At 70.3% G+C, this 21385-nt stretch carries 19 protein-coding genes; 8 read left to right on the top strand and 11 right to left on the bottom strand.

Annotated features, from left to right (window positions below; all coding sequences use genetic code 11):
• Nucleotides 1-13: 13 nt before the first annotated feature.
• The 6 genes from AB0K21_RS09935 to AB0K21_RS09960 are packed head-to-tail and all read right to left on the bottom strand — an operon-like array spanning nt 14 to nt 10114.
• Entirely contained in the window at nt 14-1231 is a 1218-nt protein-coding gene (locus AB0K21_RS09935; RefSeq protein ID WP_343964272.1) for a cytochrome P450, read from the bottom strand.
• Nucleotides 1228-2013 carry an alpha/beta fold hydrolase gene (locus AB0K21_RS09940; RefSeq protein ID WP_343964270.1) on the bottom strand — a complete coding sequence of 262 codons (786 nt, stop codon included), beginning with the start codon at nt 2011-2013 and terminating at the stop codon, nt 1228-1230. Before AB0K21_RS09940 ends, AB0K21_RS09935 begins: the two co-directional genes overlap by 4 nt.
• Nucleotides 2010-6530 (bottom strand): SDR family NAD(P)-dependent oxidoreductase, encoded by a 4521-nt coding sequence (locus AB0K21_RS09945; protein WP_364149093.1) that lies wholly within the window; start codon nt 6528-6530, stop codon nt 2010-2012. The genes AB0K21_RS09940 and AB0K21_RS09945 overlap by 4 nt, the downstream gene beginning before the upstream one ends.
• A complete protein-coding gene (locus AB0K21_RS09950) occupies nt 6527-8401 on the bottom strand; it encodes a non-ribosomal peptide synthetase (protein WP_364149095.1) in 1875 nt (624 codons plus the stop codon). The genes AB0K21_RS09945 and AB0K21_RS09950 overlap by 4 nt, the downstream gene beginning before the upstream one ends.
• Nucleotides 8402-8409: 8 nt before the next feature.
• Nucleotides 8410-9294: an NAD(P)-binding domain-containing protein gene (locus AB0K21_RS09955; RefSeq protein ID WP_364149097.1), complete on the bottom strand. Its 885-nt coding sequence runs from the start codon at nt 9292-9294 to the stop codon at nt 8410-8412.
• A 1-nt stretch (nt 9295) separates the two neighbouring features.
• On the bottom strand, nt 9296-10114 hold the full coding sequence (locus AB0K21_RS09960) for a class I SAM-dependent methyltransferase (RefSeq protein ID WP_343976348.1): 819 nt from the start codon (nt 10112-10114) through the stop codon (nt 9296-9298).
• Between the two features lie 458 nt (nt 10115-10572).
• Here AB0K21_RS09960 and AB0K21_RS09965 point away from each other — a divergent pair, with 458 nt between their 5' ends.
• Nucleotides 10573-11793, top strand: coding sequence for a cytochrome P450 (locus tag AB0K21_RS09965; RefSeq protein WP_364149099.1), 1221 nt, complete (start codon nt 10573-10575; stop codon nt 11791-11793).
• An 85-nt stretch (nt 11794-11878) separates the two neighbouring features.
• Here the strand turns inward: AB0K21_RS09965 and AB0K21_RS09970 are convergent, their stop codons facing one another.
• Both AB0K21_RS09970 and AB0K21_RS09975 read right to left on the bottom strand, forming a co-directional pair.
• Nucleotides 11879-12421 (bottom strand): hypothetical protein, encoded by a 543-nt coding sequence (locus tag AB0K21_RS09970; protein ID WP_343976354.1) that lies wholly within the window; start codon nt 12419-12421, stop codon nt 11879-11881.
• Nucleotides 12422-12717: 296 nt separating this feature from the next.
• Entirely contained in the window at nt 12718-13089 is a 372-nt protein-coding gene (locus AB0K21_RS09975) for a hypothetical protein (protein ID WP_343976357.1), read from the bottom strand.
• Between the two features lie 217 nt (nt 13090-13306).
• Here AB0K21_RS09975 and AB0K21_RS09980 point away from each other — a divergent pair, with 217 nt between their 5' ends.
• Nucleotides 13307-14230: a TIGR03620 family F420-dependent LLM class oxidoreductase gene (locus AB0K21_RS09980; protein ID WP_343976360.1), complete on the top strand. Its 924-nt coding sequence runs from the start codon at nt 13307-13309 to the stop codon at nt 14228-14230.
• Between the two features lie 52 nt (nt 14231-14282).
• Nucleotides 14283-14636, top strand: a complete 354-nt coding sequence (locus AB0K21_RS09985) for a glutaredoxin domain-containing protein (protein ID WP_343976363.1) — start codon at nt 14283-14285, stop codon at nt 14634-14636.
• Between the two features lie 44 nt (nt 14637-14680).
• Here the strand turns inward: AB0K21_RS09985 and AB0K21_RS09990 are convergent, their stop codons facing one another.
• Both AB0K21_RS09990 and AB0K21_RS09995 read right to left on the bottom strand, forming a co-directional pair.
• The gene (locus AB0K21_RS09990; protein ID WP_343976366.1) at nt 14681-15430 is read right to left on the bottom strand and encodes a DUF4184 family protein; all 750 of its coding nucleotides are present in this window, start codon (nt 15428-15430) and stop codon (nt 14681-14683) included.
• Nucleotides 15431-15589: 159 nt separating this feature from the next.
• Nucleotides 15590-15946 carry an MmcQ/YjbR family DNA-binding protein gene (locus tag AB0K21_RS09995; protein ID WP_343976369.1) on the bottom strand — a complete coding sequence of 119 codons (357 nt, stop codon included), beginning with the start codon at nt 15944-15946 and terminating at the stop codon, nt 15590-15592.
• 231 nt (nt 15947-16177) lie between these two features.
• Here AB0K21_RS09995 and AB0K21_RS10000 point away from each other — a divergent pair, with 231 nt between their 5' ends.
• The 3 genes from AB0K21_RS10000 to AB0K21_RS10010 all read left to right on the top strand — a co-directional run bounded on the left by AB0K21_RS10000 (nt 16178) and on the right by AB0K21_RS10010 (nt 18365).
• The gene (locus AB0K21_RS10000; RefSeq protein ID WP_343976372.1) at nt 16178-16726 is read left to right on the top strand and encodes an RNA polymerase sigma factor; all 549 of its coding nucleotides are present in this window, start codon (nt 16178-16180) and stop codon (nt 16724-16726) included.
• Nucleotides 16723-17694, top strand: a complete 972-nt coding sequence (locus tag AB0K21_RS10005) for a hypothetical protein (protein ID WP_364149104.1) — start codon at nt 16723-16725, stop codon at nt 17692-17694. The genes AB0K21_RS10000 and AB0K21_RS10005 overlap by 4 nt, the downstream gene beginning before the upstream one ends.
• Before the next feature lie 98 nt (nt 17695-17792).
• On the top strand, nt 17793-18365 hold the full coding sequence (locus tag AB0K21_RS10010) for an NADAR family protein (RefSeq protein ID WP_343976378.1): 573 nt from the start codon (nt 17793-17795) through the stop codon (nt 18363-18365).
• Between the two features lie 152 nt (nt 18366-18517).
• Here the strand turns inward: AB0K21_RS10010 and AB0K21_RS10015 are convergent, their stop codons facing one another.
• Nucleotides 18518-18829: a hypothetical protein gene (locus tag AB0K21_RS10015; protein WP_343976381.1), complete on the bottom strand. Its 312-nt coding sequence runs from the start codon at nt 18827-18829 to the stop codon at nt 18518-18520.
• A gap of 210 nt (nt 18830-19039) precedes the next feature.
• Here AB0K21_RS10015 and AB0K21_RS10020 point away from each other — a divergent pair, with 210 nt between their 5' ends.
• Both AB0K21_RS10020 and AB0K21_RS10025 read left to right on the top strand, forming a co-directional pair.
• On the top strand, nt 19040-19348 hold the full coding sequence (locus AB0K21_RS10020; protein ID WP_343976384.1) for a hypothetical protein: 309 nt from the start codon (nt 19040-19042) through the stop codon (nt 19346-19348).
• A gap of 28 nt (nt 19349-19376) precedes the next feature.
• The gene (locus AB0K21_RS10025; RefSeq protein ID WP_364149106.1) at nt 19377-21383 is read left to right on the top strand and encodes a hypothetical protein; all 2007 of its coding nucleotides are present in this window, start codon (nt 19377-19379) and stop codon (nt 21381-21383) included.
• Nucleotides 21384-21385 lie beyond the last annotated feature (2 nt).

The following is a 21385-nucleotide window of genomic DNA, read 5'->3' on the forward strand; positions in this document are numbered from 1 at the left end:
TCTGGCTCGCCGGTCACCAGGACACCGGCAGTGATTCGAGGCTGTAGGCCGCGTTCATCGGGGTGAACCGGAGCTCCTCGAACGGGACCTCCAGCCGCAGGCCGGGGAAGCGGTTCAGCAGGCGGGGAACGCAGACCCGTAGTTCCAGCCTGGCCAGCTCGGCGCCCAGGCAGTAACGGGCGCCGTGCCCGAAGGCGAGATGGGGCAGCGGCTCGCGGGTGATGTCGAAGCGGTCGGCGTCGGGCCCCAGGACGGCGTCGCGATTGGCCGACGGCAGGGAGCACAGGACGTACTCCCCCGCCCGGATCTCCTGGCCGCCGACCGTGACGTCCTCCTCGGCGGTGAAGACCTTGCCGAAGGAGACCACCGACAGGTGGCGGAGCATCTCCTCGACCGCGCGGTCCACATCCGCCGAACCGTCGCGCAACGCCGCGGCCTGGTCCGGGTGGCGCAGCAGGAGCAGGGCTCCCAGCCCGATCGTGCCGGCCGTCGTCGCGTACCCCGCGAGCAGCAACTGGGCGGCGATCCCGGCCAGCTCGACGTCGGAGAGCTCCGCGCCGTACGACGAGATCAGCCTGCCGACAAGGCCGTCGCCGGGATCACGGCGGCACCGGGAGACGAACGCGCTCAGGTAGGTGTCCAGCTCGGCGAAGGCGACCGCCTGCTCCATCGGCCTCGGGGCGAAGTCGAGGAGGACGTCGGCGTTGCGCCGCAACCCCTCCCGGTCTGGCTCGGGGATCCCGAGGAGTTCGAGGAAGATCCGCGCCGGGACCGGGAGCGCGAAGTCCGCGATCAGGTCGGCGCCGCGCCCGGAACGGCGCATCGCCGCCATCCGCTCGTCGGCCACGGCCTCGACACGCGGGCGCAGCGCCCGCAGCCGGCGGGCACCGAACTCCGCGTTGAGCATCCGCCGGAGGCGCGCGTGCTCGCGGGGGGCGTACGTCGAGAAGAAGCCGGGACGCGGCGGCGGGAACCCTCCCGGCGGCTCCGGCGGCGGGATCGGGCCGTCGACCGCCGCCCTGGAGCTGAATCGCCACTGGTCCGCGACCACGCGGCGGGCGTCGGCGTAGCGGGTGACCAGCCACGCGCTCGCCCCGGTCGAGAGGGTGACCCGGACCACCGGCTCCTCGGCCCGCAACCGGGCGAACTCCTCGGCCGGGTCGAGGGGGCAGACGCTGGAGCGGCGGACGAAGAGCGGCACCGGCGGGCTGTCGTCGATCACGGTTGTCACGCGTGCGGGGAGGAGGAGAGTCGCCGCACACCGGTGTCGCCGAGGCGGGTCACGATGTCGGTGACGAGGGCCGCCTCCGCGCCCACCGGGTAGAAGTGGTCCCCCGGGAAGGTCAGCAGCTCGAACCCCGCGGCCGCGACGCGGTTCCAGGCGCGCATCTCGTCGTGGCTCACCCGCCGGTCGTCCGTCCCCAGGTAGGCGGTGATCGGAGCGGCGATCCTCGGGGTCGAGGCGGGCCGGTAGGCGTGCAGCAGGTCGTGGTCCGCCCGCAGCGCGATCATCGCCAGGTCCATCAGCTCGGGGAAGCGCAGCAGCGCCGGATCCGCGGCCGCGGCCTGCTCGGCGAGTTGGTCGTCGCCGATGGGAATCCGCCGCGCGTCGCTCGCGCACAGGTGCGGCGGCGCGTGCGCGGACACCAGCAGCGACACCGGGGAGATCCCGTGCTCCACGGCGAGCCTGACCGCGACCTCGTAGGCGACCACGGCGCCCATGCTGTGCCCGAACAGGGCGAACGGGCGGTCGAGCAGGGAGAGGAGCACCCGGCAGACCTGGTCGACGAGAGGCTCCATCCGGTCGATCGGCCGCTCGTTGATGCGGTTCTGCCTGCCCGGGTAGCACACGGCGGACAGCTCGACGTCCTCGGGCAGATGGTCCTGCCATCCCCGGTAGAAACTCGGCGACCCCCCGGCGTGGGGAAAGCAGACCAGGCGCAGCCGAGGCTCGGCGAGCACCTGCCGCCGGCGCAGCCACATGCACTGATCGGCGGGGATCGTCTCGGTCATGATAGATCGCTCCTTTCGAGAACCGGGCGCGGACCACCCGCCCCGGCCTCTCCCTCGCCGTCCGCCCGGGCCACGGCGAGTGCCTTCGCCAGGCCCTCGATCGTCGGAGCGACGAACAGCGCCTTGACCGGAAGCTGGACCCCGAATCGCTCCTTGCAGCGCTGGACCACCTGCAGCGCGCTCAGTGAGTGACCGCCCAGGAGGAAGAAGTCGTCGCGCCTCCCGATCACCTCGACGCCGAGCACGTCCTGCCAGACGGCCAGCAGCTCCAGCTCGCGGGGGCTCCACTCGTCGGTGCCGCCGGCGGGTGGCGCGGCGGGGTGGCGCGGGCGAGGAGGCCGTGACCGGGCGGCGGGCACGGCGGGGCGCCGCGCGGCCTGCCCCGCGCCCTCCGGCGGCCGGGAGGAGACGACCACCTGTCCCAGGGGAAGGGCCGCCAGGCACCTCTCGAAGGCCGCGACTCCCTCCTCGGGGCTCAACCCGCCGCTCAGCCCCTCACCGGTGAGCTCGCGGTGGCGCCGTTCCATGTCACGGGCCATTCCCACCCCGTTCCAGCGGTCCCAGTTGATCGACAGCACCGGCAGGCCGTCCCGCCGCGCGCAGAGGGCGAACGTGTCGAGGAAGGCGTTGGCCGCCCCGTAGCAGGTGAGCCCGGGAACCCCGGAGAACGAGGCCAGCGAGGAGAACAGCGCGACGAAGTCGGGAAGCGCGCCGACCTCCCGGAGGGCGGAGACCAGGGTGGAGGTCCCCTCGGTCTTGGCCCGCAGCGCGGCGGCGACGTCGTCCTCGGTCAGGAACTCCGCCATGCCGCCCCCCGGCACACCGGCGGCGTGGATCACTCCGTGGATCTCGCCGAACCGCGACCGCGTCTCGTCGAGAACCTCCCTGAGGCGCCGGGCGTCGGCGACGTCCGCGCCGCGTACCAGGACCTCGTCTCCTCGGCCCGCAAGGAGGGTCGTCGCCTCGCCACCGCGCGGCGGGGACTCCCCGGACGCTCCGCGCCCGATCAGGACGAGCCGGGCCGAGTACGTGTCCGCCAGGTGCCCGGCCAGCCGGAGCCCGATCCCGCTCGTCCCCCCGGTGATCACGTAGGTCCCGCCCCGGCGTATCCGGGGGCCCGTTCCCGGTGTCACCCGCAGCGGCTCGAAGTGGCGCAGCCAGCGGTGTCCTGCCCGCAGGCCGATCGGGTCCTCGCCCGGGTTTTCGGGTGAGGGGCGGCAGAGCTCGGCGAGGAGTTCCGCGGCTCGGGTTCCGTGCTCCTTTCCGTCACCGGGATCCAGGTCCACGAGCCGGATGCGCACGTCGGCCAGCTCGTGGCGGAGCGGCCCCGCGGCTCCGATCGTGAGGGCCTCGCGCGGGTCGAGCCGCTCGCTCCCGGTGATCTCCAGGGCCCCCCTGGTGACCAGGGAGAGATCGGCCCGCGGCCGGCCGCTCAGGGCACGGGCCAGGCCGACGACGTGGCCCAGCGGCGGGCAGGTCCGCGAGAGCGGTGACGCTCCCCAGAGGCAGACGATCCGCGCCGGTCCGGCCGCGTCGGCCTCCACCGTCTTCAGGAGCCTTTCGTAGTCCTCCCCGCACCCGGGGTCGATCGTGATCCGGTCCGGGGCCGCGCGCTGGAACGCCCGCCCCGGGGTGACGACCACCGTGGTGGCCCCGTACTCCGCCAGCTTCGCGACGATCGCCTCGGCGAGGGACGACGAGTCGGAGAGCACGATCCAGCGGTGCTCCCGCACCTCCGGCCCCGGATCCGCCGGCACCTCCACGGCGCGTTTCCAGGTGACCCCGTACAGGCCGCCGGGTGAGCGTTCCGCACCGGAGAAGGCGGCGGGCTCCGCGCCGCGCGCCGGGTCCGGCGGGCGGATGACGGTGGGCGCGAAGGGGTAGGGCACCGAGGGCAGCCGGAGCCGCCGTTCCGGCCAGAGCGAGGGCAGGTCGACCTCGACGCCCGCCTCCCACAACCGGCCCAGCGCGCGGAGCAGGACCTCCCGGTCGGCCCGCTCCTCCAGCGGATGGCGGGTGACGTTGACGACCACGGAGTCCGTGCCCGCCCTCGCCCGGGCCGGCGTGCTCAGCGTCGTACCGGGACCCACCTCGACGAGGATCTTCGGCCCGTCGGCCAGGACGTGGCCGAGCGCGGCGTCGAACCTGACCGTCGCCCTCAGATGGTTGACCCAGTACTCGGGGTCGGCGAAGTCGGCGTCGCCGGTCCCCGTCACGCCTGAGACCAGGCGCGTCGAGGGGGCACGCAGCTCGATTCCGGCCATGAAGCCGCGGAACTCCCCGAGTACGGGGTCGACCAGGGCCGAATGCGCGGCGGTGCCGAGCGGCAGGAGGCGGCCGGTGATCCCGCGCCGGTCCAGCAGCTCCCTGACCTCTGCGATGTAGGCGGCGGGGCCGGCGAGCACGCAGGACGCCGGGCCGTTGACCACCGACAGGCACACCCCCTCTCCGAGGAAGGGCTCGACCTCCCGTTCGGAGGCCGGAACCGCCAGCATCGCCCCGTCGCGCAGCGAGGCCAGCAGCTCGCCGCGTTTGGACACGACGGCGAGGGCGTCGCGCAGCGACATGACACCCGCGACGCAGGCCGCCGCGTACTCACCGAGGCTGTGCCCCATCAGCAGGGCGGGGATCACCCCCCGTGACATGAGGAGCCGGGCGAGCGCGATCTCCATGACGAACACGGCGGGCAGCGCCAGGGCGGGATCGCTCTCCCCGTCCGGGACGGGGACCGGCGTCGCGCCGGGCTCGTCCGTCCACAGGGCGCCCAACCGCCCGGCGGCGGAGCGGTCCGGCAGCAGCTCCAGGCACTCGTCCACGGCCGCGCGGAAGACCGGCTCCTCGTGGTAGAGCTCGCGCCCCATCCCGGGATACCGCGTGCCTCCGCCGGGGAACATGAACACCACGTCGGCGTTGCCCGCGCGGACGGCGGAGGCGGTTTCGCAGGTCGCGCGCCCGCGCAGCTCCGCCACGGCGTGGGAGCGGTCGCGGAAGACTCCGGCGTACCGGAAGGGGAGATGACGGCGGCCGGCCGCGAGGGTACGGGCGAGGTCGGCGAACTCGGGATCGGAGACGTCGCAGAGGGCGTCCGCGCAGGCTCCGGCCATCTCGGCGAGGGCCGTCTCGTCACGCGCGGACAGCGCGACGAGCTGCCACGGAGGGGCCGGGGCGGTGGGCGGGCACGGCGGCGGCTCCTCAAGGATCACGTGGGCGTTGGTGCCGCCGATGCCGAAGGAGCTGACGGCCGCCCGGCGGGGAACATCCGTGAGCGGCCAGTCCTCCTGCTCCGCCGCGAGGCGGAACGGGCTCGTCTCGAAGTCGATCTCAGGGTTGGGGTGCGGCGAGACGACGGGGCTGGGCGGGATCCGGCCGTGCCGGACCATCAGCGCGGCCTTGATGAAACCGGCCACTCCGGCTGCCGCGTCGGTGTGCCCGATGTTCGATTTCACCGAGCCCAGCCGGCAGTATCCACGCCCGGTCGCCCCCGCCGCCCGGTAGGCCCGGGTCAGCGCGGTGACCTCCACCGCGTCTCCGAGCGCCGTGGCCGTTCCGTGGGCCTCGACGTAGCCGACGGTGTCCGGGTCGACGCCGGAGACCGCGAGCGCGGCCTCCACCGCGGCCTGCTGGCCGCGGACACCGGGTGCCGCGTAGCTGAGCTTGTCCGAACCGTCGTTGGTGACCGCGCTTCCGGTGACCACCGCGTAGACGCGGTCGCCGTCGGCCAGAGCGTCCCCGAGCCTGCGCAGCACCACGATCCCGAGGCCGTCCGCGGGGACGAACCCCGACGCGTCCCGGTCGAAGGACCGGACATGGCCGTCGGCGGACCAGACGCCGCCCTCCTGGTGCAGGTAGCCCTGCCTGCGCAGCGGCGTCCAGGAGACCCCGCCGGCCAGGGCCATGTCACAGTCGTGGGTGATGAGCGCCCGGCAGGCGAGGTGGATCGCGACGAGCGAGGTGGAGCAGGCTGCCTGCACGGTGATGCTCGGCCCGGTCAGGCCGAGCTTGTAGGAGGCCCGGGTGGAGAGGAAGTCCTTGTCGTCGGCGGCCGCCAGGAGGTCCGCGGAGGTGCCGAGGAAGGCTCCGCGGTCCCTGTCCCGGTGCGTGCCGAGGGTCTGCCCCGCGTAGACGCCGATGCTGCCGGGGAAGCGGTCAGGCGCGTGGCCGGCATCGTCCAGGGCGTGCCAGGCGGCTTCGAGGAACATGCGTTGCTGCGGGTCCATGAGGGCCGCCTCGCGCGCCGAGTAGCCGAAGAAGGCGGCGTCGAACCGGTCGGCGTCCCAGAGGATGCCACCGGCGGGAACGAGTTCGGGATCGGCGAGGCGCGCCTCGCTCGCCCCGCCCTCCCGCAGCTCGTCCGGGGTGAGCTCGGAGATGCCCCGGCGGCCCTCGGCGATGAGGCGCCAGTATTCGGCGGCGTCGCGCGCGCCGGGAAAGCGGCAGGCGATGCCGACGACCGCGATGTCGGCACCCGAGACGCCGACACCCGCGATGTCGGCGCCGTCCGCGTTCGTCGGTTTCAACTCTGTCGTCCTTTCCAGCGGCGTTCCTCCAGTGACCGGCTTCCGGCGAGCAGGTTCCTCCTGTTCGCGGCGGCCGTCGCGAGGTCTCGCCCGGACCGGTCACGATCCCCGGCGCGCGTGTCGAGAAGTGCCGCGAGCGACCGCACGTCGGGGGCCGCGATGAGGTCGGCGACGGGGAGCAGGACCCCCCGGCGTTCGTGGATGTCGGCCTGGAGGGTGACGAGGTCGACCGAGGTCCCGCCCAGCTCGAAGAAGTTCTCCTCCGCGCCGACCTCGTCGAGTCCCAGCAGCAGCCCCACCATCTCGGCCACCTCCCGCTCTCCCGGGCGCGAGGACACCGCGTGGCCGTGCCGCGGCCGGCCGCCCGCCGGGCTCGGCAGCGCCGCGCGGTCGACCTTGCCGTGGGGGGTCAGCGGGAGCCGGTCCAGTGTCACGAAGAGCGACGGGATCATGTACGGGGGGAGCCGGCCGGCGAGCAGCTCGCGCAGTTCACCGGCGGGAACCTCCGGTCCCCGCGAGAGCTGCGTGTACGCGGTGAGCCTGGCGGTTCCGGTCTCCTCACCGGTGGTGGTCACCACCGCTCCGGTGACGCGCGGGTGGCGCATCAGGGCCGCCTCGACCTCGCCGGGTTCGATCCGGTATCCCCGGACGTTGAGCTGTTCGTCGATCCGCCCCACGAAGTCGATCTCTCCCCCTCCCAGCCGCCGGGCGAGATCGCCGGTACGGTAAAGGCGCGCGCCCGGGCGCCCCGCGAACCTGTCGGGGACGAACCTCTCGCGCGTCAGGTCGGGCCGCTTCAGGTATCCCCGCGCCACACCGCGTCCTCCGACGTACAGTTCGCCGGTCTCCCCCTCCGCGACCGGGTCACCCGCCGCGTCGAGGATGTGGACCTCGACCCCGGCCAGCGGGCGTCCGACGGACGGCCTGCCCGCCCCCGGCCGGCAGCGCCCCGCCGTCGCGGACACGGTGGCCTCCGTCGGACCGTAGGCGTTGAACAGGCGCACCCTGGGCGCCCACCGCTCCACCAGGAACTCCGGCAGCGCCTCGCCGCCCGAGGTGAGGGTGGTCACCGGCACCGGGACGTCCTCGGGCAGGGTGGCCAGCAGCGACGGAGCGCCGGACAGGTGGGTGATGTCCAGCTCGCACAGGACGCGGCTCAGCTCGCGGCCGTACAGCGACACCCCGGCCTCGGGGACGCACAGGGTCGCGCCGTTGAGCAGGCTCATCGCGAACTCCCAGACCCAGGCGTCGAACGTGAACGGCGCGAACTGCAGGACGCGGGCCCCTTCGAGGTCGCCGAAGAGCAGCCGCAGCCCCTCCGCCAGGTTGGTCACGCCGCCGTGGTCCACCAGCACACCCTTGGGCGTACCGGTCGATCCGGAGGTGTAGAGCACGTAGGCGAGGCTGTCGGCCCGGGTCACCGGTGCGGCGCCTCCCCTCGCCGATCCCGTGGCGGGCTCCGGCCTTTCGAGGCCCGGCCGTACGGAGCGCAGGCCACATCCCGGCAGCAGTTCCTCCGGGTCCCGGTCGGCGACGACGATCCGGGTGCCGGTGTCGGACAGCACCAGCGCGTTCCGTCCCACCGGGTGCGACGGCGGCAGGGGCACGTAGGCGCCACCGGCCTTCCAGATGGCCAGGACCACGGCGGGCAGCAGGAAGGAGCGCTCCATCAGCACCCCCACCGTGTCGCCCGCCCGCACCCCCGCCGCCATGAGCTCACCGGCCAGGACCGTGGCGTGCTCGCGCAGCTCCGCGTACGTCATCCGCCCGCCCGGGTGGACGAGGGCGTCACGCTCGGGCGCGACCTCGGCCCATCTCTCGAAGAGACGGTCGGCACCGGCCGCGCCGCCGACCGGTTCAAACCCGTGCATGTTTCCCCTCAGCGGTTATGGACGGCCGCTCGGCGGCTGCGGAACTGTTCGGTGAGCACCGCCACGTGCTCGCGCCGGTAGCCCTGCTCCATCGCCTTCAGCACGCGCTCGCGCATCACGCCCAGGTAGGACTGGTCGATCCCGGCCCGCTCCGCGATGCCGGTCAGGTTGTTGAGGACGTCCAGGTGCGAGGTCAGCGGAGCCTGCTCGAAGGTGTAGTCGCGGCGCGCGATGAGACCGAGGCCGACGCCGATCGTGTTCTGGAAACCGGGGTCGTAGAGCGGCACGGATTCGGCGAAGTCGTTGAGGGGGACGCCCAGGCTCTCCGCGATGGCCGAGCACTCCAGGAAGCCGTTGACGAACGCGTAGTAGAAGGCGCTGGACACGACGTGGTAGGCCTTCGCGTAACCGGGGTCGGAGCCCAGACGCACCTGCTTGCCGGAGAGCGCCTCGGTCACATTCGCCAGTTCCTTGAAGTCCTCGGCCGCCCCGCCGTAGACGGTGAAGCAGTCCTCGGTGCCGATGGCGTCCGGATAGTTGAGGATCGCCGCCTCCAGGTATCTGCCTCCCGCGGCCTCGACCCGCGCTCGCAGCGGGGTGACGTCGTCGGGGACGCCGCTGGCGTTCTGCACGACGAGCCTGCCGGAGAGATCGGCCGCGGCCTCGTCCAGGACCCGGTGGGTGACCTCGTAGTTGAGCAGGCAGAACAGCACGATCGGGGATGCCTCGATCGCGGCGGCCGCCTTCTCGTGGACGTGGACGTTCCTTCCCGCGAGCCTCTCCGACCGCTCGGGCGTGCGGTTCCAGACCGAGACCTCAAGGCCGGAGTCGGCGCAGGCCCGCACCACCGCGGAACCGATCACGCCGGTTCCGATGACTGTCATGTCCGCCATGTCAGTGCTCCATCCTGTTGAAGGTCATGACCACTCCACCGACCTCGGTGGCGTCCGCCCAGGCTGCGAAGGTGTCGAGCAGTCGCTCGGCGCCGGCCCCGGTCTCAAGCCGCCTCCGGAGCGCCCGTACGAGCCGGGGGAAGGAACCGCGCACGTTCTCCGTGATGTCGACGAGTTCGGTGATCGCCATCCCCGCCTCCCGCGCCGCCGACAGGTGGTCCTCGGGCGTGTCGAGCGACACGGCGTTCAGCATGGCCAGATAGGGGCCGATGCGCCCGCGGATCTCCTCCGTCATCGGAACCCGCGGGTAGGGCGTCTCGACCACCAGGCGCCCCCGCGGACGCAGCACCCTGGCGATGCCCCGGTAGAGATCGGCGATGTCGAAGTGCGGGGTGACCTCGAAGGCCAGCACCGCGTCGAACGAGGCGGTGGCGAACGGCAGGTCCAGCGCGTCGACGCGCCGGAAGTCCACCATCTCCGCCATCCCGTGCGCCGCGGCGTGCTCGGCCCCGTTGCGCAGCGCCTGCCGGTCGATGTCGATCGCGACGACCCGTGCCCCGAATGTCCGGGCCAGGCGCACCGCCGGACGGCCGTTGCCGCAGCCCACGTCCAGCACCTGTGAGCCGGGCCCCACGTCCAGCCGGGCCAGCACGAAGTCGGTCATCCGCTCCGTGGCCTCGGAGATCGTGGTGTCGTCGTCGGGCCCCGCCCAGAAGCCGTAGTGCCGGTCGGGCCCCGCCGTCTCGCCCACCAGTGCGGCGATCTCGTTGTAGGTCGACTCGATCTCCGAGGGAGCCGTTCTGACGTTTCCCGCGTCCACCCGGAGTTCGGAGTCCTCACCATTCAGACCAGAAATGAGAAACCTCCCGAACCGGCACCAATAAGCTTAAATTGCCGATCGAATCAATTCCCCGGCCGAGCGAAACAGTAGCAGTGGGGGTCGGCACAGTCGACGACCTCGAATATCGGTTTCCCACCCACTCGGGTCAACACTTACACGAACGGCGGTACCGGCACGCCCCCCTTTCGCCATAAAACCATTTATCGACAAAGGGGGGATCCGTCTTTCTTGGTTTTGCCTTTCCCGCCCCACGGGTAACCCCGCTACGGAAGCCGGGCCGCCTCCGCGGATGGTGAACCAACCGACGGCACCATTGCCCACAAAACGGATAACCGACTCAGGCTGACGGGTGTCAACGGCGACGCCGAGGTCCGGCGCGGTGGCCGATTCCGGACTTGAACCCAAGCCAGCGAACCGAGTCATTCACCGGAGAGACCGTGGACATCATTCCCGAGCCCGTCGACTACCCTTTCGGCAAGCCCATCCGTCTCGACGTCGACTCCGAATACACGCGGTGCCGCGAGCGGCCGGGGCTGACCAGGGTCCGCCCGCCCTACGGTGACGACGCCTGGCTGGTGACCCGCTACCACGACATGCGTTCGGTGCTGCGCGACCGCCGTTTCGTCCGGACGCCCCCCACCGGCGGCGACGAGGCGCGCCTCACCGCCCTCCCGCTCCAGGACAGCATCCTCAACACCGACCCGCCGCAGCAGACCCGGCTACGGCGGGTGCTGGCGGGCGGGCTCAGGTTCAACACCGAGCGGATCCACCTGCTCCGATCGATCGCCGAGCGGCGTTCCGTTACGCTCATGGCCGGGTTCGCGGGCACGCCTCCCCCGTACGACCTGGTCGGCGACTACATCAAGCCGCTGGTCGTGGAGGTGCTGTGCCCGCTGATCGGGATTCCCAAGCAGGATCTCGCGATCTTCCTGAACTGGTTCGAGGGGTTCGCGAGCACCGCGCTGGCGGCCGACGTCGTGGAGGCCAGGGTCGAGGAGATCTCCCGCTACACCGACCGGCTCATCGCCGCCCGGCGCGCGGAGCCAAGAGACGACCTCGTCAGCGTCCTCGCCCACGCCCTGGACGAGGAGGGTCCCGACGGCGCTCCCGCCGAGGACGGGGGGCTCGCCGAAGCGGAGATCAAGGAACTGGTCAACGACATCCTGCTGGCGGTCGACAACGTCTCGACACAGCTGACGAACGCCTTCTATCTCCTGCTCACCTCACCCGGGAAGCTGGAGGAGCTGCGCGCGGATCCCGGTCTCATCCCGGCGGCCGTCGACGAACTCATCCGCTACGCGCCGTTCCCCTCGCACGTCACCTTCGCCCGCTACGCCACCGAGGACGTGGAGGTGGGCGGCACGCTGGTGCGCGCCGGAGAGCAGGTGCTCCCCGCCCTTCCCTCGGGCAACCGCGATCCGTCGGTGTTCGCCGACCCGGGCGAGCTCGACTTCCACCGCGGCGCCAACCCGCACCTGTCCTTCGGGTACGGAACGCACCACTGCATGGGGGCGCCCCTGGTGCGCATGCTGATAGGGGTCGCGATCTCCTCGCTGTCGGAGGGCCCGCCGATGCGCCTCGCCGTCTCGGACGACGAGCTGCCGTGGCGCTCGGATCTGCTGATCCGCCGCGTGGAGACACTGCCCGTCACCCGGTGACGCCGCACCCGGCAGTCGCCGGAAAAGGACCGCGCGAAAAAGGTGGCGGTCGCCGACCGCGCGACCGCCACCCTCGTCACCCCGGCTATTTCACCTGACCGAAGACCTGGCCGGTACGGGAGGTGAGCTCGCCGACGAAGAAGTCGCGGCAGGCCCTGAAGTATTCCTCGCTGCTGATCTGGCCGTCGCGGTTGGTGTCGATATTGCCCGCCCCCTTCTCCGCCTCGCTGCTGGACAGCCCCCAGGCCTGCAGCAACTTCGCGTACTCGGATGGGGACAGAAGTCCGTCGTCGTCGACGTCGGCCGCCGCGAACTCGGCATCGGTCACCGGGCGAAGGAGCTTCTCGGCGTTCTCCTTCTTGGCGTTGTTCTCCATGTAGGAGCGGAACTCCTCCTTGGAGATCTCCTCGTCCCTGTCGGCGTCCATGGCCTCGGCCATGGACACCCAGGCCCGGTCGTACGCCTCCGTGAGGCGGCGTCCCTTGGCGGATCCCTTCTCGTAGCCGAAGTGCTTGAGGGTCCTGTCCGCCAGAGCCTGCAGGTCACTGTGCTGGATCCTGCCGTCTCCGTTGACGTCGACCAGCTTGAACCAGTGGTCCGATTTGCGGGCAATAGCGTCTATGGCCATTATTTGCTCCATTCATAGGACGACCTACTTCCGTGGCCGAAATACCCGTCGCGAAGCAACAAAAAAACCAAAGAACGAGAAATTCTGGCAGCAGTAAGAAAAAGCACAATCGGACTATTCACGAAAAATCAGAGATGTTCATACTTGAACGAAAGTCGTCGCGATCGGTTCGCTCCGATCATGGGCGTGGGCCACCGGGGACCCACGAGCTCCGGACGCCCGCCGACGTGTCCGCGGTCGCGATGACAGGGCGGGTCGTGCCGCTCGCCGGGGGACAGCCGGAAACCATGCCCCCGTCACCGGTAGCGGAAGCCGTCCAGGAAACGGCGGAAGACGCCGCCCACCCGGGGCAGCGGCTCGGCCGGGGGCGGGGCCACCGCGCGCTGCCTGGCGATGGGCTGGTCGTAGTCGGTCCGCGCGATGGCGTCGACCACCTGCTGCTCGTCGAAGTCCTCGGACCCCTCGATCACCGGCACGAAACCGACCAGCATCCCGTTCCGCATCACCAGCGCTTCGAGCCCCGCCGTACCGTCGGTGTCCCAGTCGGCCTCGCGGCCGTCGGGCAACAGGACCCGGACCCCCATCTGATAGCCGCCTCTTGCCAGTTGAGCGTTGATGCCACGGTCACGCAACGCGTCGACCACCCGCCGGGCCCGGTTCTCTTCCATCTCCCCCAAGGTAACCCGGCCCGGCCGCCCGCGAGCATCCACCATCGCAGGTCGGCGGCCGATTCCCTGATCCGCCACCGGGTACAGAGCCCCCTGGACCCTGGTGACGGAGACCGGGCCACCGAACCCGGCAGCCCGGAGCCCTCGGCTCCGTGGCGTTCGGTCAACCTGAGGATCCTCTGTCGATCTCGGCAGGAGTCCGGGAAGGAACTTGAAGATGTCCGAACGCACGGCACCGCCCCCTGTGGATCTGCCCGCGCTCAAGCGGCGCCTCGGCGGCACCGGTGTGTGGCTGGGGTCGATCTCGACGGCACCCGCGGCCGAGGCGCGGCGCGCGGCCACCGCGATCGAACGGCTCGGCTACTCCACGCTGTGGTTCGGCGAGACCCCGAACAGCAAGGAGGCCCTGGCCAACGCCGCGGTGCTGCTGTGCGCCACCGAGCGCCTGATCCTGGCCACCGGCATCGCCAACATCTACGGACGAGACGCGACCGCCGCCGCCAACGGGGCCAGAACCCTCATCGACGCGTGGCCGGAGCGCTTCGTACTGGGCCTGGGCGTGAGCCATGCTCCGCTGGTCACGAGTCGCGGGCACGACTACAGCAGACCGGTGTCCGCCATGCGCGCCTACCTGGACACCATGGACGCCACCGTCTTCGGCTTCCCACTGACGGAGGAGGCGCCGAGGTTGCTGGCCGCGCTGCGCCCGAAGATGCTGGAGCTGGCCGCGACCCGTGCCCAGGGAGCTCATCCCTACTTCGTCACCCCCGAACACACCGCCAAGGCCCGAAGGATCCTCGGCCCCGACCCCGTCCTCGCTCCAGAGCAGGCAGTGGTGGTCGACACCGACTCCGAGCGTGCCCGGGCCACCGCGCGCCACTACATGGCCCTGTACCTGGCCCTGCCCAACTACCTGAACAACCTGCGTGACCTGGGTTTCTCCGACGCGGACTTCGAGGAGGGCGGCAGTGACGCGCTCGTCGACGCGATCGTGCCCACGGGGGACGCGGAGACCGTCGCCGAACGTGTCCGCGCCCACTACCCGGCCGGCGCCGACCACGTCGCCGTGCAACCCCTTGCCCGGACACTCGATCGGCAACTGGAACAGCTGCGGCTGCTGGCTCCCCTCCTCATCGGCTGACCACCACCCGTCTGCCGGAGGTGAGATCGGGGGGACTTGAGATACTGCTCCCATGTCCCCCACAACCTTCGTCCTCATCATCGTGTTCGTGGTGCTGGTCGTCACGAACCTGCCTCACCGAGGCCGGGCCACGTCGTACCAGGACGCCGACCACCAGGGCGTGGTCGTCTACTGGCGGCCCGGTTGCAGGTACTGCATGCGGCTGCGCACCCGCCTGCGTTTCACCCGGCTGCGCTACAGCGAGGTCAACATCTGGGGAGATCCCGAGGCGGCGGCGTTCGTCCGCTCGGTCGCGGACGGGAACGAGACGGTACCGACCGTGACCGTGGCCGGGAAGGCGATGGTGAACCCGTCGAAGAGCCAGGTGCTCGAAGCGGTCAGGACGCGCCTGGACCCTCAGGCCTGACCTCGCTTCATGGACGCGCCTGGTCCCTCGGATCTGACCCCGCTTCATGTCGGCATGCCCCGATGGGAGCGCAGCACCGACCACGCGTGCCACCCGGCCGTGTAGCCGACCAGTACCACGCCGAACCCACCGACCCCGCCCAGAATCACACAGCGCACCAGGTCGTACAGGCTCACCGCGGCACGGTCGCCGCTCCCCAGCACGGCCGCGCCGAGGACCGCGGCGCCCACCCCGGCGGCCAGCACCCACCCGCGCACCCGTCCCGGCACCCCGGGCAGGCGCCCCGGCGTGACGGCGGCACGCCGGTACCACAGCGCGAACCAACCGGCCAGGACCACCAGCCCGCCCAGCGAGCTGACGTACATCACCACGTTGAACACCCGGTGCGCCCCGACGACCGAGACGCGCATCGCCGGCCAGTGCACCACGGCGAAACCGCCCACCTGGGTGAACCCGTCCCACACCAGGTGCGTGGCGATCCCGATCAGCAGCGCGGCCGACACCGCGACCCCGTTCCCGAGGGGCGCCCGATCGGGCAGCCGGTCACGTACCCCTTCCGGGGCCAGCGCCGTCAACGGCGCGCGGAGCAGCAACTGGAACACCACGAGCACCGCGACTCCGACCGGCAGGGCCACCAGCAACCCACCCGGCCAGCCGTGGGTGGTGTTCGAGGAGAAGGGCAACGGCAGGTAGTACGGCAGATCGGGCACCATCGCACCGACCGCCAACGCCGAGGGGGGCAACCGTCGCCGCAGCGGCAGGATCGCGGCGGTATGGCTCAACGTGAAAGGCATGCCCCATTGTCGACGTCCGCTGTCGACGTCCGCGCCCGTGCGTCCGCCAGACGCGCGAAACGACGGAACCGCCCGCGCCACGTAGGGAGTGCCCACTTCTCGTACCCACGAAGGAGACCTGCCGTGGGAAGCGCCCGTGCGTGATCGCCCAGGCCGCGCTCACTCCAGGCGGGCGACCAGGTGCTTGGGCGCGACGGTTCGGTAGGCGTCGGTGACGATCTCGGCGAGCTCGGTCCAGTCCTGGGGAACGTCGAGATAGACCCCCAGCCAGCCACGATGACCGACGTACGGCGGCCGGAAGAAACGCTGGGGGTCCTCGGCCAGCAGCGCCTCCTGGACACCGGGCGGAGCGGCGCACCAGCAGGTGGTCCGGTCGTCGTGGTTACGGTCGGTGTACGTCACGAACATCTTCTTGCCTCGGACGAACCAGGCCGGCCCGCCGTGGCTGATTCGTTCGATGCTCTCGGGGAGCGCGAGACAGAGCCGGCGCAGCGACTCCAGCGGATCATCGGTCACAACCGGACGGTACTCCACGACGGGAGGATCACGAGCTGTGACCGATCTGAACAGTGGGTTCCGAAACCTCACCGCACGACTGGAATGAACTGCTCCACCGTCAGCCGGTTCTCGCCGACGAGCGCGTTCATCAGATTTCTGGAATCCGCGCGAAATGATGGGACCGTCCGCGCCATGTAGGGAGTGTCCACTTTTCGTACCCACGAAGGAGACCTGCCTTGGGAAGCGCCCATGGATGACGACTGGCTGGCCAGATTCGAGGCCGTCTACCGGGAGACATACCACCAGATCACGGCCTACGCCGTGCGCCGCTGTGACTCGCCGCAGGACGCGGCGGACGTCGTGGCGGAGACCTTCACCATCGCCTGGCGCCGGGTGAGCGAGCTGCCACCGGGGCAGGAGGCCAGGCTCTGGCTGTACGGCGTGGCGCGCAAGGTGCTGGCCGGCCACCGCCGGAGCGCGGACCGGCGTCGGCGGCGCAGCGTCGAGCTCGACACCGAGATGGCCGACCTCTACGGGAGTTCACCCGACAACGGCGTCGAGCTGAGCGTGATCGCCCAGGTGTTCGGGAGCCTGTCCGACGACGACCGTGAGCTCCTCTCGCTGGTCGCCTGGGAGGGACTGGGACGCGAGGAGATCGCCACGATGCTGGGTCTGTCACGCAACGCCGTACGCGTCAGGCTGCACCGTGCCCGCAGGCGTTTCTCCCGCGCGCTCGACGAAGCCGGTGTCCGGTCCACCACGGAAAGCCGGATGGTTCCGGCGGGGAGGTCGCTGTGAGGAACGCCGATGAGATCAGTGAGCTGCTGAGGCCGCTGTCCCGGATCGAACCCGGACAGCCGGACGGCCACGCGTCCGGTGCGGGGGCACGGGCGCTGCTGGCCTCGATCACGGTCCGGGAGCCGGGACGTGCCGGTCGACCCGGTCTCCTCCGGCGCCGGCCCCGTCGTCTCGTGCCGGTCCTGGCCGCCGCGGTCGTGCTCGCGGCGGGCATCGTCGTGGGTCCGAGCCTGCTGGAGGACGGGGGTGGCGCGGCCACCTCCTACGCCAACTCCGCGGTGGAGATCCACCGGGAAGGTGACCAGTACGTCGCCCGCATCAAGGATCCGTTCGCCGACTACGACAGGTACACCGAGGCGTTCCACGCGGTCGGCCTGAACGTCGATCTGCGCCCGGTGCCCGTCTCGCCGGACGCGGTGGGAAAGACCCTGGGGATGGTCATCACCGGCAAGGACTCTCCCGACCCCGACCCGCGGGGCACACCAGACCCCTCCGGCCCCCGATTCGGGGGTGTCGCCCTCTCGGTGGAGACGGCGCCCAGGGGATGCCATCCGGGACGGAGCAGCCACTGCGTCATGGTGATGCGGATCCCCGCCGGTTTCGCCAGCGGGGTGAATGTCAGGCTGGGACGCCAGGCGAGGCCGGGAGAGGAGTACGCGAATTTCGACGCGGCCCTGGCCCCGGGTGAGATGTTCGCCGGGGTCCGGCTGAGAGACGGCCGCTCCGTGCACGACATGCTGGCCGAGGCGCGCAAGCGCGAGCTGACCGCGGTGTTCAGCCTCATCCGGACGGATGAGGAGACGGGCGGCCTGTCCTTCGAACCGCTACCCGCGGACCGGGTCGGACGCGGCTGGATCGTCTGGCACGCGTGGCAGGTGAAGGCCGGCGTGATCCGGTTGCTCGTCACGCCAGAGCGTCTGCCCGAGAACCCGTTCCACAACGGAAGCGCACCACCACCCGCCTCCTGAGACGTCTTTTTTCTGAGAAGTAATCAGTGTCATCTCGCCGTCCGGCCAGAACGATTATCCGCTGGCAGGACGGTGGCCGACCATGACACGGTGTACCGGTGTCCGATCTCAGCAGACTTCCCCGCTCGGTCGCCGAAGCCGTCACCGCCGAGCAGGACGGCGAGCGGCTGCGTTACCTGTTCTTCTGGGGCCACCGGCCGCCACGTGACGGCGGGGTCGGCGCCGGATGCCTCAGCCAGTGGTGGGAGGTCGCCTTCACCACGGAGGGGCACCTCTTCCGGTCCGCCGAGCACTACATGATGGCGCACAAGGCGTGGCTGTTCGGCGACGACGAGACCGCGGCGCGGGTCCTCGCCGCCGAACACCCCGGCGAGGCGAAGAGACTCGGCCGCGAGGTCCGCGATTTCGACGGCGCCGTGTGGGACGAGCACCGCTACGAGATCGTGGTACGCGGCAACATCGCCAAGTTCGGCGAACACCCCGAGCTGAGGGACTTCCTACTCGGCACCCGGGCCCGCGTGCTGGTCGAGGCCAGCCCCGTCGACCGGATCTGGGGCATCGGCCTGACCGCCGACGACGAACGCGCCGCCTCCGCCACCACCTGGCGGGGCCTGAACCTGCTCGGCTTCGCCCTCATGGACACCCGCGACGCCTTGGAGAGCATGTCGTGAAACAGGGCCTGACACTCGCGGCGCTGTCACCGGTGGTTCGGTGGAACCCGGCCGCCTTACTCGGCTCCTCAGGCTCGCGTCGGATCCGGGCCTCGTCATCTCACATGCCGGGGACATTCCACAGGCGCTCCCCGAAAGGCGGGAGACGGGACTCACGGGCCGTCGCCACGCCCCTCCGGCCGCTGTAGTCGCCGGATCTGGAGGCGCAGCTCTCGTTCACGATGCGCGTGCTGCTGCTCACGCCGTAGTTCCAGTTCTTCGGCGGTCGCGTCGTCCCAGCGTGTCCGCGTCTTCTTGATATGACGCAGGGTGGCACGGGACAGCCACATGGTGCCGATCGCGATGGCCATGAGCACGGTCACGTGACCGGCGAAGAGCAGCGTGAAACCGGCGGCGAAACACATCCAGTACGCGGTCTTGACGGCGATTTCTATCGCGTCGATGTGCTTTTCGAACAGCGTCATCCGTTACTCCGACGGTGTTGGGGGGAGTAGTCGCTCCAGCGTGAGAGGGAATGACCGAAATATCGGTTTCGCCCGCGCGGGTGGTCATGGCTCCACCAGCGGAAGCGCGATACCGGCCGGGTACCGGACTTGCCGATTCAGACGATCAATACCTACTCTGGTATGCGACTTTTTCCTTCATCACGGGGTCATGAAAAGGACGGGGGTGGCGTGGCCGAGCGAATGGTGCCCAATCCCCGGCGCGAACGGCTGAGGCAATTGCTGGTCGAAGCCGAATACCGGGCTCACGAGGTGCGGCAGGCATACCAGCACGCCTCCTCGGCGATGCGGTCGGGGCGGGTATGGACAGGGCCGACGGCCACCGCCTGGACCACCGAGCTGGAAGACCGGCATCAACGGCTCGGACGGATCGCCCAGAACGTGGTGGACGCGGTCGAGGAAGAGCTGCGCCGCTCTCCCCCGCTGGTGACCGAGGCGGAGGCGGACGCCATGCGCCGGGAGCTGGCCGGACGCACGTGACCGTCATGACCATGAGGGGGAACGTTCCATGGCACCGACCGCCGAGTTCTGCGGAATCGACCCCGAACAGATGGGTGCGCTGGCCACCTCCCTGCGCGGCGCCGCCGACCGGCTGACCGCGTTCAGCAGGGAGTTCGAGGAGAAGCTCGGCCGGTACGGGATCGGCACCCCCGCACTCCGGGAGATCGTCGACATCGCCGACTGGGGCGGGAGGCAGGTCTCCATGCTGCACGGCCGGATCGACCTGATCAAAACTTTGGGCAACGGCGCCCCGGAGCTGGGCGGGGCGGGGGGCACTGGCGGCGCGGCCTCGATCGCGGCGGGCGGACCGGGGCTCATCCGGCTCCCCGACGAGCTGAAGGACTTTGACATCGCCCAGGGCCTGGCCAGGATGTACGGCGAGAACATCCTGGTGAACTTCCACGGCGAGTCGCAGGCCAGGCTCATCCACGAGCACATCGACGAGGTCGCCGAACTCGCCGCCAACCCCCAGGCCGCCGCCGCCTTCTTCGCCCTGCTGTCCCCAAAGGTCCGGGACAGCCTGCCCAATCTCATCGCGAACACCGGCAGTAAGACCGCCAAACAAGACCTGGCCACCTTCAGCAAGGTTCTCGGCGCGGCCCTGAACGCCCCCGCCCTCGTCCCGGCCTTCGCCCAGGTCAGAGCCGACCTGGTGAAACCAGCCGATAACAGGGCCGCCGCGTGGAACCGGCTCGCGCTGCTCAAAGGCGCCAATGCCCCCTCGTCCGTACGTAGCGCGGCGACCCGTGCGCTGGTCCTGGACGACTTCGCGAAGAAGCCCCGGCAGGACTGGCGTGCCGGCGGGCCTGCCGAGACGAAGGCGTACGGCCTGCCTTCCGACCTGGTCGCCATGGGATTGGAGGTGCTCGCCGGGGACGGCACGGCGGTACGGGACGTGTTCGCCAGGATGGGCGGGGCCGAGGTCACGCTGAACCGAACCGACAAGATGAAGCTGTTCCTCGACTACGCCAAGGAGGTGGGCACCGGGGATCAGGTGGCCGACGCCTTCGGCCGGGTCGCGGAGGCGGGCAGCGAGGCCACGACCGAGAAACCCGGGCAGCACAGTCCGGAGGCCGCCGCCTTCGCCCTGGACGTAATAAAGGTTGCAGGCTCCTTCGGCACTGCCCTACCAGCGGTCGCCAAGGACTCTATGGGCGTGATCGCGAATTCGTATGTCCACGAGCTGGTCTCGGGCGGACGTTTCGACAAGGCTGCCGACCGCGCCTCCAGCATGCAGATCCCCAAGCATTGGGAAGCCTTCCCCGGGGTGACCCCCGCGTTCTATCTCAATCCCGTCGATACCTCTCAATTCATGAAGACCTTCGTCGGCGAGGACAAGGTCGCCGACGCGTTCAAGTCGACGGTGGCACGGTTTCGCCATGACACCTTGCTGGCCGCCGCCCGTCTGGACGCACAGAGTGATAACAATCACTTCCGTGATATCTCGATGATGTTTGGCGACTTCGGCAGCATCGCATTCAGGACGACGGTAGACGTGCTCGGTGAAGAAGACGCCGTCGCCGACTTGGCCCGTGATTTCACCAAGAACACCGCCGGCTTTCTTCTAGGTGAGATTCCCATCGCGGGTCCGGTCGCCGAACTCGGATGGGGGATCACTCAGGCGTACATCGTCAGCTCCGCGTCGGACGCATGGGCCGACAGCTTCGAGACACAGGTCGACGCAGCCAAAAAGGAGCGGTCCGATCTCGCCAAGCGACTGAAGTACGACATGGCATCCCTTCTCCACAGCGGCGGCTACCCAGCAAGCGAGCCTCCTAAAGAGCTTATTAATGCGACCACCAGTACCCTCAAGACGTACGACGAGTTCGTGGCCGAGGCCAAGCGTGAAGCCATCGGCAACAAGAGATGGGAGCAGGTGCTCCAGCAGAAGCTGGCTGCTTATGAGGACTGGATGGACGGCAACGATAAGCTCGACGAAAAGATTGAAAGCTCCTCGCGAGTCCAGACCAGCGACCTGGCCGAGAACCTACTGAAGGTCCAAGCTCGGGACTGACG

Origin of the sequence: Streptosporangium sp. NPDC049248, from assembly GCF_040678965.1 — a bacterium.
GTDB lineage: Bacteria > Actinomycetota > Actinomycetes > Streptosporangiales > Streptosporangiaceae > Streptosporangium > Streptosporangium fukuiense.